General features: G+C 74.9%; 12 protein-coding genes. 3 read left to right on the top strand and 9 right to left on the bottom strand.

Features of this window, described 5'->3' with window-relative positions; translation table 11 throughout:
- Window positions 1-820 (top strand): ABC transporter ATP-binding protein (locus J1M39_RS11790; RefSeq protein WP_036314476.1); only part of this gene is annotated, 820 nt, incomplete at its 5' end.
- 2 nt (window positions 821-822) lie between these two features.
- Window positions 823-3,357: an FtsX-like permease family protein gene (locus J1M39_RS11785; RefSeq protein ID WP_036314478.1), complete on the top strand. Its 2,535-nt coding sequence runs from the start codon at window positions 823-825 to the stop codon at window positions 3,355-3,357.
- Between the two features lie 199 nt (window positions 3,358-3,556).
- Here J1M39_RS11785 and J1M39_RS11780 read toward each other — a convergent pair whose 3' ends face one another.
- The 5 genes from J1M39_RS11780 to J1M39_RS11760 form a co-directional block, all read right to left on the bottom strand.
- Window positions 3,557-4,567: a bile acid:sodium symporter family protein gene (locus J1M39_RS11780; protein WP_036314479.1), complete on the bottom strand. Its 1,011-nt coding sequence runs from the start codon at window positions 4,565-4,567 to the stop codon at window positions 3,557-3,559.
- Between the two features lie 118 nt (window positions 4,568-4,685).
- A complete protein-coding gene (locus J1M39_RS11775; protein WP_036314481.1) occupies window positions 4,686-5,681 on the bottom strand; it encodes a hypothetical protein in 996 nt (331 codons plus the stop codon).
- Between the two features lie 178 nt (window positions 5,682-5,859).
- On the bottom strand, window positions 5,860-7,743 hold the full coding sequence (locus J1M39_RS11770; RefSeq protein ID WP_206496830.1) for an ABC transporter transmembrane domain-containing protein: 1,884 nt from the start codon (window positions 7,741-7,743) through the stop codon (window positions 5,860-5,862).
- A gap of 58 nt (window positions 7,744-7,801) precedes the next feature.
- On the bottom strand, window positions 7,802-8,272 hold the full coding sequence (locus tag J1M39_RS11765) for an NUDIX hydrolase (protein ID WP_060775137.1): 471 nt from the start codon (window positions 8,270-8,272) through the stop codon (window positions 7,802-7,804).
- 25 nt (window positions 8,273-8,297) lie between these two features.
- A complete protein-coding gene (locus tag J1M39_RS11760; protein WP_240756364.1) occupies window positions 8,298-9,128 on the bottom strand; it encodes a LysE/ArgO family amino acid transporter in 831 nt (276 codons plus the stop codon).
- Between the two features lie 69 nt (window positions 9,129-9,197).
- On the opposite strand from J1M39_RS11760, the gene J1M39_RS11755 reads away from it, so the two are divergent.
- The gene (locus J1M39_RS11755) at window positions 9,198-10,121 is read left to right on the top strand and encodes an ArgP/LysG family DNA-binding transcriptional regulator (protein ID WP_101965880.1); all 924 of its coding nucleotides are present in this window, start codon (window positions 9,198-9,200) and stop codon (window positions 10,119-10,121) included.
- 94 nt (window positions 10,122-10,215) lie between these two features.
- Here J1M39_RS11755 and J1M39_RS11750 read toward each other — a convergent pair whose 3' ends face one another.
- From J1M39_RS11750 to J1M39_RS11730, 4 genes are all read right to left on the bottom strand, one after another.
- The gene (locus J1M39_RS11750) at window positions 10,216-10,641 is read right to left on the bottom strand and encodes a WGxxGxxG family protein (RefSeq protein ID WP_101965881.1); all 426 of its coding nucleotides are present in this window, start codon (window positions 10,639-10,641) and stop codon (window positions 10,216-10,218) included.
- A gap of 142 nt (window positions 10,642-10,783) precedes the next feature.
- Window positions 10,784-12,361, bottom strand: coding sequence for a HAMP domain-containing sensor histidine kinase (locus tag J1M39_RS11745; protein WP_240756365.1), 1,578 nt, complete (start codon window positions 12,359-12,361; stop codon window positions 10,784-10,786).
- Between the two features lie 94 nt (window positions 12,362-12,455).
- On the bottom strand, window positions 12,456-13,184 hold the full coding sequence (locus J1M39_RS11735) for a response regulator transcription factor (RefSeq protein ID WP_029248286.1): 729 nt from the start codon (window positions 13,182-13,184) through the stop codon (window positions 12,456-12,458).
- A 331-nt stretch (window positions 13,185-13,515) separates the two neighbouring features.
- Complete coding sequence (locus J1M39_RS11730) at window positions 13,516-14,259, bottom strand: ubiquinone/menaquinone biosynthesis methyltransferase (RefSeq protein ID WP_101965882.1); 744 nt, start codon at window positions 14,257-14,259, stop codon at window positions 13,516-13,518.
- Between the last annotated feature and the right edge of the window lie 15 nt (window positions 14,260-14,274).

The following is a 14,274-nucleotide window of genomic DNA, read 5'->3' as shown; positions in this document are numbered from 1 at the left end:
CCCCTTCTCCCCCACGACCCCCGGCCCCGTCGCGCCGGGGCCGGGCACGCCGTCGTCGTCCGCCACCACGACGACGGCGCCCGCCGTCTGCGCCCGCGGCCTCACCCGCGCCTACGGGCGCGGTGACGCGCAGGTGCACGCCCTGCGCGGGGTGGACGTGGACTTCGCCTCGGGCGCGTTCACCGCGATCATGGGGCCCTCGGGCTCGGGCAAGTCGACGCTCATGCACTGCCTGGCCGGGCTGGACGCGCCGACCTCGGGCTCCGTGAGGATCGGCGGCACCGAGATCACCGGGCTGGACGACACCGCCCTGACCCGGCTGCGTCGCGACCGCGTGGGCTTCGTGTTCCAGGCCTTCAACCTCGTGCCCACGCTCACGGCCGAACAGAACATCGTGCTGCCGCTCGAGCTGGCCGGCCGCACCCCGGACCGCGCCTGGCTGGACGAGATCACCCGCACCCTGGGCCTCGCAGACCGGCTGGGCCACCGGCCGCACGAGCTCTCGGGCGGCCAGCAGCAGCGCGTCGCCGTGGCCCGCGCCCTGCTCACCCGACCGGACGTCGTGTTCGGGGATGAGCCCACCGGCAACCTGGACACCGCCACCTCCGCCGAGGTGCTCGGCCTGCTGCGCCGGTCCGCGCGGGAGATGGGCCAGACCGTCATCATGGTCACCCACGACCCCGTGGCGGCCTCCGCCGCCGACCGCGTCGTGCTGCTCGCGGACGGCCGGCTGGCCGGCGAGCTCGTGGACCCCACGGTCGAGTCCGTCACCGCGGCCCTGACCGCCCTGTCCGCCCCGGCCGAGGGCGGGGTGCGCTGACCATGTGGACCGTCGCCCTCTCCCAGCTGCGCACCCAGCCGCGCCGCTACGTCTCCCTGGTGCTGGCCATCCTGATCGGCACCCTGTTCCTCGCGGCCTCCTTCCTCGTCTCCTCGACGGCGCAGGCCACCCTGCGCGCCACGCTCGGCAGCACCTACGCCGGCGCCGACCTCGTGGTCCTGCCGGGCGGGTCCGAGGACGTCTCCGACCTCGCCGGCACCTCCGCCGAGCCCGGCCCGCTGGCCCGCCTGGACGGCGTCGAGGAGGCGTACGCCCTGCGGATGGCGTGGGCGGCGGCCCGCGCCGCGGACGCCGAGTTCGGCGCCGCGGTGATGCCCCTGCCCCGCGACCCGGCCCTGGCGGGCCTGACCGTGACCGCCGGCGCCCTGCCCGCCGCCGACGACGCCCGCGGCGTCACCCTCGACGCGCAGACCGCGGACCGGCACGGGGTGGCCGTGGGCGACGTCGTCGCGCTGGCGAGCGAGTCCGGGCCCGACTCGACCACCACGCCGGTCGACGCGGTGGTCACGGGCCTGACCCAGCCCTCCCCGGACCCGATGCTCTCCGGGCAGGCGCAGGTGTGGGCCTCGCCCGCGGCGCTGACCGCGGTGCAGGGCCAGGACGGGGAGGCCGGGTTCACCCCCCACCTGCTGCTGCGCCTGGCCGACGGGGCTGACGTCCCCGCCGTCGCCGAGGCCGCCCGCGCCGAGGCCGCCGCGGCCGGGGTGGACGTCGACGTCGCGGCCCCGGACGAGGCCGTGCGCTCGGTGGTGACGCAGCTGAGCGGCGGCACCGACCTGCTGGGCTGGGTGCTCGGCGGCTTCGCGGCGCTGGCCCTGCTGGTGACCGCGCTGGTCATTGCGAACACCTTCCAGGTGCTCGTGGCCCAGCGCACCCGTGACCTCGCGCTGCTGCGCACCATCGGCTCGACGACGGCCCAGGTGCGGGCGTCCGTGCTGACCGAGGCCGCCGTCGTGGGCGTGGTGGGCTCCGTGCTGGGCGCCGGGCTCGCCGTGGCGATCGTGGCCGGCGTGGCCGCGGCCGCCCGCGCGATGCTGGACCTGCCGTTCCTCACGTTCGGGCTGCACCCGGCAGGGCTCGCCGTCTCGGTGGCCGTGGGCGTGGCGGTGACGGTCGTGGCCGCGCTGGCCCCCGCGGTGGCCGCGACGCGCGTCGCCCCGCTCAAGGCCCTGCGGCCCAGGGACGAGGTGACCGCCGCATCGCGCGGCGGCCGGGTCCGCACGGCGATCGGACTGGCGCTGGCCGTCGGTGGCACCGCGCTCATGCTGGGGGGCGTGTCGGTCAGGGAGCCGGTCTCGGCGATCGGCGGCGGCGCGCTGTCCTTCGTGGGCGTGCTGCTGCTGGCGCGGCTGTTCGTGCCCGCCGCGGTGCGGGGGGCGGCGGTGCTGGCCCGTCCGGCCGGCGTCCCCGGTCGCCTGGCCGGGCTGAACGCGGTGCGCCACCGGTCCCGGACCGCCGCCACCGCCGCGGCCCTGCTCGTGGGCACCACCCTCGTGGCGCTGTTCCTCACCGGCGGGCGCACCGCCCAGGAGCAGACGGCCCTCGCCCTGGACACCGCCTACCCGGTGGACCTCGTGGTGCAGCTGCCCGCCGACGCGGACCCGGCCCGTGCGGCCGAGGCCGTCGCCGCGACGGCGGACGTGCAGGCGGTGGCCCTGGCCACCTCGGTGGGCGCCACGGAGGACGGGTCCCCCGTGCTGGCGACGCCGGCCGCGGACCTGCGCGCCGTCGTCGCGCGCCTGCCCGAGGGCGTGACCGGCCTCGGCGACCCCGGCACGGCGCTCGTGCCCGACTGGGTCGACACGGATCAGGTCCGCGGGCAGGTGGCGGGGGCCGAGCGGACGTTCGTCCCGGTGCGCGCGGGCTCGCTGAGCTCCGGCGTGTACGTGGCGGCCGAGCCGCTGCGCGAGGCCGGGTGGGACGGGGCCGCGGGCGCCGCCGTGCCGGGCCAGCTGCTCGTCGCGCTCGACCCCGGTGTCCCCGTCGACCGCCTGCAGGGCCTGAGCGAGGACGTGACCCGGGCCGCGGGCACCGGGGCGGCCGTGATCGACGGCGGGGCCGGCGAGCGCGCGCTCTACGCCCGGATCATCGACGCGATGCTCGGGATCGTGGTGGCGCTGCTGGCGGTGTCCGTGCTGATCGCGCTGATCGGGGTGGCGAACACGTTGAGCCTGTCCGTGATCGAACGGACGCGCGAGAACGCGCTGCTGCGGGCCCTCGGCCTGACGCGAGGCGGACTGCGCGGGACGATCGCGATCGAGGCCGTGCTGATCGCCGCCGTGGCCGCCGTGCTGGGCTGCGCCCTCGGGGTGTTCTACGGCTGGGCGGGGGCGCAGCTGGTCCTCGCCGACCTCTCCGCGACCGCGGGCGCCGGGACCGCGGTGCGCCCGGCCGTGCCGTGGCTCGAGCTCGTGCTGGTGGTGGCCGTGGCGGCGCTGGCCGGCCTGGCGGCGTCGCTGCTGCCCGCGCGTCGGGCGGCCCGGCTGAGCCCCGTGGCGGGCCTGGCCGCGGTGTGAGCGGGCCTGGCCGCGGTGTGAGCGGGCCTGGCCGCGGTGTGAGCGGGCCTGGCCGCGGTGTGAGCGGGCGGGCCGCGGTGTGAGCGGGCCGCGCCACGGCCCTCACTCGCGCGCTGCCCGGCGGCCGGCGTCGTCGTCGACCGTCCGGAATCGTCTGCAGAACTGACCCTTCTGGGGGTCCGATCCCGCCTCGGAGGGGTCAGTTCCGCAGACGATTCGCCGGGGCCGAGCCGGGGGCGCCCGCGGCCCTGCGGCCGTCGGAACGGCGGTAGGCCATCGCGAGCACGGCCCCGGAGAGGTTATGCCAGATCGAGAACACGGCGCCCGGCAGGGCCGCCGCCGGCGAGATGTACTGCGCGGCGAGGCCCGCGGCCAGGCCCGAGTTCTGCATGCCGACCTCGATCGAGACCGTGCGCGCCACGGGCGTGGGCAGCCGGAACAGCTTCGCCGCGCCGTAGCCGAGCAGGTAGCCGAGCCCGTTGTGCAGCACCACCGCTGCGAACACCAGCAGGCCCGCCGACAGCACGCGGGAGGCGCTGTTGCCGACGACGGCGGCCACCACCAGCGCGATGAACACCACCGAGACCCACGGCAGGGCGGGCAGCACGCGGTCGACGACGCGGCGCAGCAGCAGGCGCACGACGAGTCCGCCCAGGACCGGCAGGAGCACGATGTTCACGATGGACTTGGCCATGGCGCCGCCGTCGACGGCCATGTACTGGCCGGCCAGCCACAGGGTGAGCAGCGGCGTGAGTAGCGGAGCCAGGAGCGTGGACACGGAGGTCATGGCCACGGAGAGGGCTGTGTCGGCGCGGGCGAGATAGCTGACCACGTTCGAGGACGTGCCGCCCGGGGTCGAGCCCACGAGGATCACGCCCGCCGCGAGCTCGGGCGGCAGCTGGAGCACGACGGCGACGCCGAGCCCCAGCAGCGGCATGATCGCGTACTGCGCCACCACGCCCAGCAGCACGGGCAGCGGCCGGCGGGCGACGAGGCCGAAGTCCGGAAGGGTCAGCGTCAGGCCCATGCCGAACATGATGATCCCGAGGAACAGGTTCACCTGGGGCAGCAGCGTCTTCGCGGCGGTCGGGGCGAGGAAGCCCACGAGCGCGGCGGCGAGCACCAGCAGCGGGAAGACGGTGACGGCGATGCGCGCGGAGCGGTCTTCCGCGCGGCGGGCGTCGGTGGGGGCGGGATCCGGTGCGGTCATCCCGTCATGGTAAGAGCGGGGCCGCGGTGCGTCGTCGCGTGACGCGGCGCCGTCGTCGGCCTTCCGGAATCTTCTGCGCCCCTGACCCTTCTGGACGTCCGCTCCCGCCCCAGAAGGGTCAGTTCCGCAGACGATCCTCCGCGCCACCGGCGTCGAGACCGCCACGCTCCGCGATCGCGGCCCGCACCAGCCCCGCCGTCTCGACGAATCCCCGCCACCGGTCCGTCCCCGCCACCCGGATGTTGAGCCAGCCCTGACGCAGGAACACCGCGTCCCGGCGGGTGTCCTTGCCGACCTGCGCGGCGCCGTCGTGGGTCTTGCCCTCGTAGTGGATCGCGATCCGCCACCGCCGGTAGCCGAGGTCCGCGCTGGCGGGGTGCCACAGCGAGTAGTCCGGGTCCCAGAGCTCGATCTGCAGGTCCGGCTCGGGCAGCCCCGCGGCCATCAGCGCCAGGCGCAGTTCGGTCTCGGCCGGGGAGTCGGAACCGGTGCGCACGAGCGCGAGCGCCTCCCGCGCCCGCACGATCCCGGCCTCGCCGGTGTGCCGCTCGAGCGCGGCGCCGAGCTCCCGGCGGGTGGCCAGCGCGACCTTCCCCCGCCGTTCGTCCTCCCGTGCCAGCCGATCTCCGACCGCCACGAGCGCGTCTCGGTCCAGGACGGTGGCCAGGTGGAACCAGGTGTCGGCGTGCGAGGTCCATCGCAGCCCGTGCAGCCGGTCCCTCCGCACGAGGACGCGGTCTAGGTCCACGAGCCGGGTGCGCACGCCGGGCTCCCGCAGCACCCGGCGGGTGCGGGACCGCAGGACGGTAGGACGCACCCGGGCCTTCACGTCGTCCGGGAGGGGCCAGCCCAGCAGCCGGGCCACGGACTCTCCGGTCACCACGACGTCGGGACGCATCGCCGCCAGGTCCTGCAGCCGGGACAGCTCGGTGGCGAGGGGACGCGCGGGCGGCGTCGCCCCGGTGACGGGGCCGATCCAGCGGTAGTGGCCGTGCGCGACGCGTTCGACGTCCCGGCTGCGCAGCCGCGACCCGGACACCCCGGCGGCCAGCGCCTGCGCCCGCGTGAACGGGGCGTCCTGGAGGTGGGCGGGGAAGGGTCCGGGCACGCGCATGGCCCCGATCCTGCTCGCTCCCGACGCCGGCGGGTCGGGTTGTCCACAGGCCATGCGGCGGAGTCGGGGCGACGTCGTCGTGGGCGTCCTGCCGCGCGCGGGGAATCCGTTGCACATCTGACCCTTCCGGGCCGCCGCGCGGCGCCCAGAAGGGTCGGATCCGCAGAAGATTCCGGGATCACCCGCTCAGCCCGTACTCCTTCAGCATCTTCCGGGCCTCCTGGGTGCCGGCCCTCTGCAGCTCGAGCAGCTGCGCGTAGATCCCGCCGGACGCGGCCAGCTCGGCCGGGGTCCCGATCTCCTGCACCTGCCCGCCGCGCAGCGTGACGATCCGGTCCACGGACGCGATCGTGCTCAGCCGGTGCGCCACGATCAGGCTCGACCGCCCCACCATCAGGTCCTCGAGGGCCGCCTGCACGAGCCGTTCTGACTTCGTGTCCAGTGCGGAGGTGGCCTCGTCCAGCACGAGGATCGGCGCGTCCTTCAGCACGGCCCGCGCCACCGCGATCCGCTGCCTCTGCCCGCCGGACAGCCGCAGCCCCCGCTCGCCGATCACCTGGTCGTAGCCGTCGTCGAACGCCTCCACGAACCGGTGCGCGTACGCGGCCTTGGCGGCGGCCCGGACGCGCTCGTCGGAGGCGTCGGGGTCCGCGTAGGCGATGTTCTCGCGCACCGTCCCGGAGAACAGGCTCGGCTCCTGGAACACGGTGGCGATCCGCCCGCGCAGCACGGCCAGGTCCAGCCCGGCGACGTCCTGTCCGAACACCTCGATGCGTCCGCTCGTCACCGGGTACAGACCCAGCAGCAGGTGCGCGATGGTCGACTTCCCGCCACCCGACTCGCCCACGAGCGCCACCCTGGCACCCTGCGGGATGTCGAAGGACACGCGGTCCAGCACGGGGCGGGCGGCGTCGGCGTCGTAGGCGAAGGAGACGTCGTCGAAGCGCACGGCCGGCACGTCCGCGGGGACGTCCGGCGCACCCGGCACGACGTCGGCCCGCGGCTCCGCCGGCACGCGCGGTGCGTCCGCACCCGCCGACTCCGCACTCGCGCTCGCCGCCGCGAGCGCCGCCCCGCCGGCCCGCTCGCGCTCCTCGGCGAGCACCTCGAAGTAGTCCTTCGACCCGGCGACGGCGCGCTGGGCGGAGTCCACGAGGAAGCTCATGGAGAAGATCGGCTGCCGGGCCATGTTCATCAGCTGCAGGAGGATCACCATGTCGCCCACGGAGAACAGGCCCTGCGCGGTGCGGACGAACACGATCAGGTACATCGCGCCGAAGGCCACGTTCAGGGCGAGCCGGCGCCCGGCGTCCATGCCGTGCCAGAACCGGGACTGCTGCCGGGTGATCTCCACGGTCCGCAGGAACCGGTCGCGGAACCCGGTGAGCTCGTGGTCCTGCCGGTTGTAGGCCCGCACCACGGACATCTGGGAGACCACCTCGGCGAACCGCCCCGAGGCGACGTCCACCTCCGTGTTCTTCTCCCCCTCCCACACCTGCCACTTCGCGGACGTCCGCGCGGTGAGCCACATGTACACGGGGAAGACGACGGCCAGCAGGATCGCCAGCGGCCACCAGTAGAACGCCGTGATCACGAGCACCGCGGCGGTGGTGACGAGCATGGTGAACGCGTTGTTCGCGAAGAACTGCAGGAACTGGGTGATCTCGTTGATGGTGCGGTTCAACCGGTTGACGACCCGCCCGGTGATCGCGGTGTCGAAGTACCGCTGGGGCAGGTGCAGCAGCTGCTCGAAGTACCGCGTGGAGAGGATGGTGCGCATGCGCGCGGCCATCACGTCGCCCCAGTAGCCGCCCACGCTCACCACCAGGGTGGTCGCCACCTCGACGGCGAGGAACGCGACCGCCAGCCAGGTCACCGCGGTGACGGCCTCGGCCACGTCGGTCTCCCCCGCGACGGCGGCGACGATCCGGTCCGTGGCCGCACCGATCAGGAACGGGGTGGCCAGGGCCAGCACCGCGGCCAGCACGGAGCTGACGGCGATGCCGAGGTAGAGGCGGTGGAGCTGGGGCGCGAAGCGCAGGATGCGGAGCAGCGACGTCACCCGGCCAGGCTAGTGGCCGGTGCGGACGTCAGCGCGGGCCGGCCGGCCCGCGCGGACGTCAGAACGGGGGCGCTGCGGCGACGGCGGCCAGCACGGGGTGCAGCAGCGGGGCCACGCCGTGCCCGCCCGGTGCGGCCGGGGCGGCGGGGTCCATCCAGTGCAGCTCGACGATCTCGTCCGTCGGCTCGGGGACCTCGTGCCGGGCGACGGGCCGCCAGAGCGCGAACACCTCCGAGTGCAGGGCGGCGCCGGGCTCGTTGGCGGCGGCGGTGTCCCACGCGCCGAGGCGGGTCAGCTCGTCCGGGCGCAGGCGCAGCCCGGTCTCCTCGGCCACCTCGCGGACGGCGGTGTCCACGGGGGCCTCGCCGGGCAGGTGCTTGCCGCCGGGGAACATGAACATGGCGGTGCCGGCCTTGCGGACGGTCAGCACGCGGCGGTCCGGGCGGGCCAGCACGACGGCGGAGACGCGGATGACCTCCCCGGCCGCGACGGTCGGCGTGCGGGCGGAGTCGGAGGGGGAAGGACTCATGTCCCCATCATCCTCCCCGGGCGGCTCAGAGGAGCGTGAGCCCCACCTTCACGGCGATTCCCAGCATGAGCACGCCCACCACGGCGTCCACGATCCGCCACGTCCGCGCCGAGTCCATGGACGGGGCGAGCTTCGTCCCGCCCCAGCCGAGCGCGGTGAACCAGACGAGCGAGGCCGCCACCGCGCCGCCCACGTACACCCACTTCGCCGCCCCGAACGTCTGCCCGAAGGTGCCCATCATCACCACGGTGTCGAGGATGGCGTGCGGGTTCACCAGGGAGACGGACAGCGCCAGCAGGATGATCCGCGGCAGCGGCGTCTGCGGGCGGTCCAACGCCACGCGGCGCGGCTGCACGCGCTGCCGCACCGCCACCGACCCACCGCCCGAGGGGGTGCCGAAGCCGGGCGCGCCGTCGTCGTGACGCCCGACGCCGGCCCCGGCCGGCTCGCGATCGGCCAGGCGGCCGGTCGCCGGGTCGATCAGCGGCAGCTCGCCGGTGAGGACCGCGAGGTCGATGCGGTCAGGGCCGTGCCCGGTCCCCTCGACGTCCGCGGCCGCGGTGGTGAGGGTCCGGTCCCCGCGCCAGGCGGAGCGCAGCGCGCCCACGGCGAACGCGAGGAGGTAGACCACGCCGGCCACGGTCAGCGCGGGCACGAGCCACGGCCAGCGTTCGGCCACCACGCCCACGCCGCCGGCGCCGAGCACGAGCAGCGCCACATCGGCCACGAAGCACACGGTCAGGACGGTCCACACGCGGTCGCGTCGGACGATCTGGCGCAGCAGGAACAGGGTCTGCGCGCCGATGGCGACGATGAGGGCGAGGTAGGTCAGGAAACCGGTGGCGAAGATGGTCACCGAGCGAGGATAGGAGCCGTCCCACGTCCGTGCCATCGCGATCTTCTTCAAGATCTGAAGACATCCTTCATGACCACCCCTACCCTGGACCGCATGAACTCCGACCACCTGCGCGCCCTCGTCGCGGCCGTCGACCACGGCACCTTCGACGCCGCCGCGGACTCCCTGCGGATCTCCGGCTCGGCCTTCTCGCAGCGGATCAAGGCCCTCGAGCGGCAGGTGGGCCAGGTGCTCCTGGCCCGCACCGTCCCCGTCCGGCCGACCGCGGCCGGAGAGCGCCTGCTCCGTCTCGCCCGGCAGACCCTCGCACTCGAGGACGAGGCGCTCGCCGCGCTCGGCCGGGGCGACGGCGGCCGCGTGCCGCTGCGCGTGGCGCTCAACGCAGACTCCCTCGACACGTGGTGGGAGCCCGTGCTGCGCGAGGCGGCGACGTGGGACGACGTCGTCCTGCAGATGCAGTCCGAGGATCAGGAGCACACCGCCGTCCTGCTGCGGGACGGCGCGGTCGTGGCGGCCGTGACGGACGACCCCACGCCCGTGGCCGGGTGCACCTCCACCCCGCTGGGCACGATGCGCTATCACGCGGTGTGCGCGTCCTTCCTGCTGGAGCTGCACCGCGACGCGCGGGGCCGGGTGGACTTCGGCTCGCTGCCGATCGTGGACTACGGCCCCCGCGACGGCCTGCAGCACACGGTGCTGCGCCGCGTCACCCGCGGCCGGCCCGTGGCCGACCCGCCGACCCACCTCGTGCCCTCCGTGCACGCGTATCTGCGGGCGGTGGAGCTCGGGCTGGGCTGGGGCATGCTCCCTTCGGCGCAGATCCCGCCGGGCGTGCTCGAGGGCCGGCACCCCGACCTCGAGCCGATCGTGGCCCTCGGCGCGGCCGACGTGCACCTGCACTGGCAGCGCTGGACGGCCGGGACCGCGGCCCTGGACCGCCTCACGGACGCGGTGCTGCGCGCCGCGCCCTCGGCGGGGGACGCCGCGGACTGAGGAGCGCATTCGAGACCCGCCCCCGACACGCCGCGACCCCCGCCTCAGGGGCGGGGGTCGCGGTCACGGGCCGCTCGACGCGGCCGGGGTCGGGTCAACGGCCGTCGCCGGTGCCCGGACGGCGGGTGGCATCGCCCAGGGTGCCCTCGGCCTCGCGGCGGCGGGCGTCCACGCCCTCGGTGCGCACGTCGCCGGCACGGTCGTCCACGCGGTGCACGTCATGGTCACGGTGCGCGCCGGCCACGTGGTGGTCGCTCCGCACGGGCTCGGCGTGCACCTCACGCTTGCGGCGGCCGGCCAGGCCCGCCAGGCCCAGCAGACCGGCCAGGCCCCACAGACCCCAGTTGCCGTTGTCGTCCTTCTCCTCCTGCTGGGGAACGGGCGACGGGGAGGCCGGCGCCGTGGTGGCGGTCTCGGTGGCCGGGGCCGTGGTCTGAGCGACGGCGGCGGGGGCTCCGAGGCCGGTGACGACGGCGGCGCCGAGGGTCAGGGCGGTGGCGGTGCGGCGGATGTCGGTCATGATCGTGCTCCTCTCACCGGCGGCTTGCGCCGACCGGCGTCGGGAAGGATCGGCCGGAAGTCCCGGACGACCCTTTCTGGGTCATGCACAAGCACCGTACGCACAGGAGGGTGGGGGTCCGTCAACGGTCGCCGACCCGGGGTCAGGGCAGGCCGGCCCGGGCGGGGCCGCAGCAGGAGCCCGCAGCCCCCGGCCCGGCGCGCCCCGGGGCGCAGGGCACGACGACGTCGAAGCGCGTCCACCCGCCCTCGGACGCCACGGTCACGTCTCCGCCATGGCTGCGCGCGATCGAGCGCACGATGGCCAGACCCAGACCCGTGGACGGCTCCGTGCCCGGGGCGCTCGTCCGGCCCTTCCCGGGGCCCCGGACGAAGCGGTGGAAGAGGGTGGCGTGTCGGTCGGCCGGGATGCCGCCGCCGTCGTCGTGGACGCTGACGAGCATGAAACCGGGCCGGGGCTGGTCCTGCCGCACGGAGGCCGTGACGGTGGTCCCGACGGGGGTGTGCTTGGCCGCGTTGGAGAGCAGGTTGCCGACCACGCGGGCCAGCTGCGACCGGTCGCCGGTGACGCACCGCTGGGTGCCCGGCTCCACCCCTGCGGGCAGGTCCACCACCCACGTGTGGTCCGGCCACGCGGCGCGGGCGTCCATCACGCCCTCGAGGACCACCTCGGACAGGTCCACCTGTTCGGCCAGCGCCACCTCCCCGGAGGGCGCCAGGCCCATGGCCCGGCCGCGGGAGACGGACTCGAGCCGTTCGAGCAGGAGCATGTCGTCCACGAGGGCGGCCATGCGGTCGGCCTGGAACAGCACCCGGTCGAGCGACCGCCGGCCAGTCGCGGAGAGCTCCTCCGTCATCGCGATCATCTCGGCGTAGCCGCGCACCGAGGCGAGCGGCGTGCGCAGCTCGTGGGAGGCGTCCGCCATGAACCGGCGCATCTGCTGCTCCTGCACGCGGCGCTGCTCCAGGGCCGCCTCGACCGAGCCGGTGAACCGGTCGAGCGCCTGGGCGACGACGGCCACCTCGTCCGGCCCCTGCAGGAGCCGAGGCGGCATGCGTGAGTCCTCCGGATCGAGCCCGGCGCGGGCCATGTCCACCTGGGCGACCCGCTCGGCGACGGCGGCGACCTCGCGCAGCGGGGCCAGGCCCCGACGCAGCCACAGGGTCACCAGGATCGCGGTGGTGAGGACGGTGACGGACAGTCCGACGGCGACCGCGACCAGCGCCTGGCGCGCGACGTCGGACATGGCGCCCGTCGGCGCCCCCACCACGAGCACCTGGTCCGCGGCCACCCAGGGGCCCGGCGCGCTCAGCAGTTGGGCCTGGACGCGATAGGAGACGTCACCGACGACGGCGTCCAGCATCGGCCCACCCGGCCGGTCCCGGACGGCGCGCAGAAGGTCGTGGGCCTCCCGCGCCGTGAGCGGCACGGACTGCCCGGCGTCACCGACCCGGTGCCCGGTGAGGGCGTCCTGCCGATGCTCCTCCAGACCGGAGAGCGGGACGAGCGCGACCACCGTGCCCTCGGGCTGGCCGAGGGTGCCTGGCGCGCGCAGGTACCCCTCCCCGGGGCCGACGTCGTCCCCTCCGCCCGGCGAGGGGACCGTCAGCTGCTCCGAGGCGCGGATCCAGGCTTCGGAGGCATCCCGAGAGGCGGATTCGGTCAGCAGGGCCTTCGTGATGCCGGTCGCGAAGAACGAGTAGGCCAGGATGGTGGCCACCAGGATCAGAAGGACGCCGGCGCCGATGCGGCGGGCCAGCGACGTGGGCCGCCTGCGGCGGGTGCTGCCGTGCCCCGAAGGGACCGCGGCGGTCTCAGGCAGGCCGGATGACATACCCGGCGCCGCGGATGGTGTGGATCATCGGATCCCGATCCGCGTCGATCTTCTTCCGCAGGTAGGAGATGTACAGCTCGACGATGTTCGCGCGGCCGCCGAAGTCGTAGCCCCAGACGTCCTGCAGGATGCGCTCCTTGGAGAGCACCGTGCGGACGTTGGCCATGAGGAACTTCAGCAGGTTGTACTGCGTGGCGGTCAGCTCGATCTCGTCGCCGCCGCGGGTCACCTCGTGAGTGCGGGTGTTCATCACCAGGTCGCCGACCACGAGCACCTCGGAGCCGCCCGAGACCACGCCGGAGCGCTGCACGAGCCGGTGCGCGCGGATGAGCACCTCCTCCATGGAGAAGGGCTTGGTCACGTAGTCGTCGCCGCCGGCGGCCAGGCCCGCCACGCGGTCCTCCGTCGCGTCCTTGGCGGTGAGGAACATGGCGGGCATCTCCGACCAGTGGGCGCGCAGGCGCTCCAGGACGTCCAGGCCGTCCATGTCCGGCAGCATGACGTCCAGGATCGCCAGGTCCGGACGGCCCGCGGTGCCCAGCTCGACGGCGGTCGCGCCGTCGTGGGCCACGATCACCTCCCAGCCGCAGAGGGTGAAGCCCATGGAGAGCAGGTCGGCGATCATCGGCTCGTCGTCCACGACGAGCACCCGCACCGGTGCGCCGTCCGGATGCGAGAGCTCGGGCAGGACCTTCTTCAGCTCCGCCATGGATGACGGGCCGGTGGTGCTCTGGATGGGACTCACAAGGTTCCTCTACGTTCGGGAGACGGTTCACGGTGCCCACGCGGACGTCGCGGACTGCGGGGACGAGCGCCTCGCGACGGAGGGGCGACGCCGTTCCGGGGGATGACGGACGGGCGGCGACCGGGGCCGGGGGGTGCGCGGATCCCCCTCGACGGGGCCCCATGCTACGCGGACCAGCCGGGTCGGCCCAGAGTCTTCTCGGAACGCGGACATCAGCGTGACTCGTCACAGCCCTGACACATCCGGCGGCGCCACCGGGGCCGCCCTGTGCTGACGCCGCGCCGCGTGGCCGGCGTCAGTCGACCGGCTTCATGGCCCAGTGCGTGGCCAGGGTGTCGAACATGTGGGTCTCGTGGCCGATGTTCACGAAGCCGGCCCCGGCGAAGAGGTCCGCGACCTCGTCCGGCGTGTGGAACGCCTTCGTCGAGGAGGACAGGTACGCGTAGGCCTCGGGCCGGTCGGCGATCAGCTTCGCGAGCTGCGGCATCACCCGGTGGATGTAGAAGGAGGAGAACGGCTTGAGCACGTTGTCCGGCGCCGGCGACGTCTCGAGGGCCGCGACCCAGCCGCCGGGGCGCAGCACGCGGAACTGCTCGGCGAGAGTCGCCGGGATGTCCGCGACGTTGCGCAGCAGGTAGCCGTGGGTCACGGCGTCGAACGAGCCGGACTCGAACGGCAGGTCTGTCGCGTCCGCGACGACCCACTCGATGCGGTCCCCGCCCGCGCGGGCACGGCCGACCTCCATCATCTCGGCGGCGATGTCGGCGCCCACCACCTGCGCGTCGGGGTGCTGCTTGAGCACCTCGAACGCGAGGTCCCCGGTGCCGGTGGCCAGGTCGAGCACGCGGGCCTGCGCGGGGATGTTGGCCCGCGCCACCGTGCGGCGCACCAGGCGCGGCTCCTGACCCCATGTCATGACGGCGTTCATCAGGTCGTAGCGGCCGGCGATGGCGTCGAACATCGCGGAGACCCGGTCGTGGTGGTCGGCGGCGCCGCGCTGCGCGTCGCCGCGCGGGGCGGGGAGGGGGTTCTGGCTCACCAGGCCACCGTATCC

It is taken from the genome of Micrococcus sp. KRD077, assembly GCF_017168505.1.
GTDB lineage: Bacteria > Actinomycetota > Actinomycetes > Actinomycetales > Micrococcaceae > Micrococcus > Micrococcus luteus.
Note: the sequence above shows the minus strand (reverse complement) of the source record. Positions and strands in the feature narration are given on the sequence as shown.